Annotated in this window: 1 protein-coding gene; it reads left to right on the top strand. The window is 64.4% G+C overall.

Features of this window, described 5'->3' with window-relative positions:
- Positions 1–644, top strand: a 644-nt coding sequence (locus BGN95_RS11525) for an efflux RND transporter permease subunit (RefSeq protein ID WP_286772666.1), incomplete at both ends; no start/stop codon positions are given.

The following is a 644-nucleotide window of genomic DNA, read 5'->3' as shown; positions in this document are numbered from 1 at the left end:
CGCCCGCCCCGAGGTGGAGCGCGTCGTCTCGACCCACGGGCGCCCCGACGACGGCACCGATGCGACCGGCTTCTTCAACGCCGAATTCTATGCCCCGCTGAAACCCGCCGAGGACTGGCCGTCGGGTGCAAGCAAGGAGAAACTGACATCCGAGCTGCAACGGAAATTGCAGGCGCGCTATCCCGGGGTCGATTTCGAATTCTCGCAATATATCGAGGATAATGTCGACGAGGCGTCGTCGGGCGTAAAGGGCGCCAATTCGATCAAGGTATTCGGCAACGATCTGGAGACGCTCGAAAAGGTCGCCGGCGCGATCAAGGCGCAGATGGCGCACGTGCCGGGTATCGCCGATCTCGGCGTGTCGGATTCGCTTGGCCAGCCGACCGTCCGCATCGATATCGATCGCCGCGCCGCCGCGCGCTACGGGCTGACCCCGGACGATATCAACCAGACGGTCGCCGCCGCGGTCGGCGGGCAATCGAGCGCCGATCTCTACGAAAAGGATACCGATCGGCATTTCCCGATCGTCGTCCGGCTCGATCCAGCGCAGCGCAACGATATCGAATCGCTCAACCGCATCACGATCGGCGCACCGGGGCCGGGCGGGAACGGTGTGGTCCAGGTGCCGCTATCCGAAGTGGCGA

Source organism: Sphingomonas sp. 66-10, assembly GCF_001897045.1.
Taxonomy (GTDB): Bacteria; Pseudomonadota; Alphaproteobacteria; order Sphingomonadales; family Sphingomonadaceae; genus Sphingomonas; species Sphingomonas lycopersici.
Note: the sequence above shows the minus strand (reverse complement) of the source record. Positions and strands in the feature narration are given on the sequence as shown.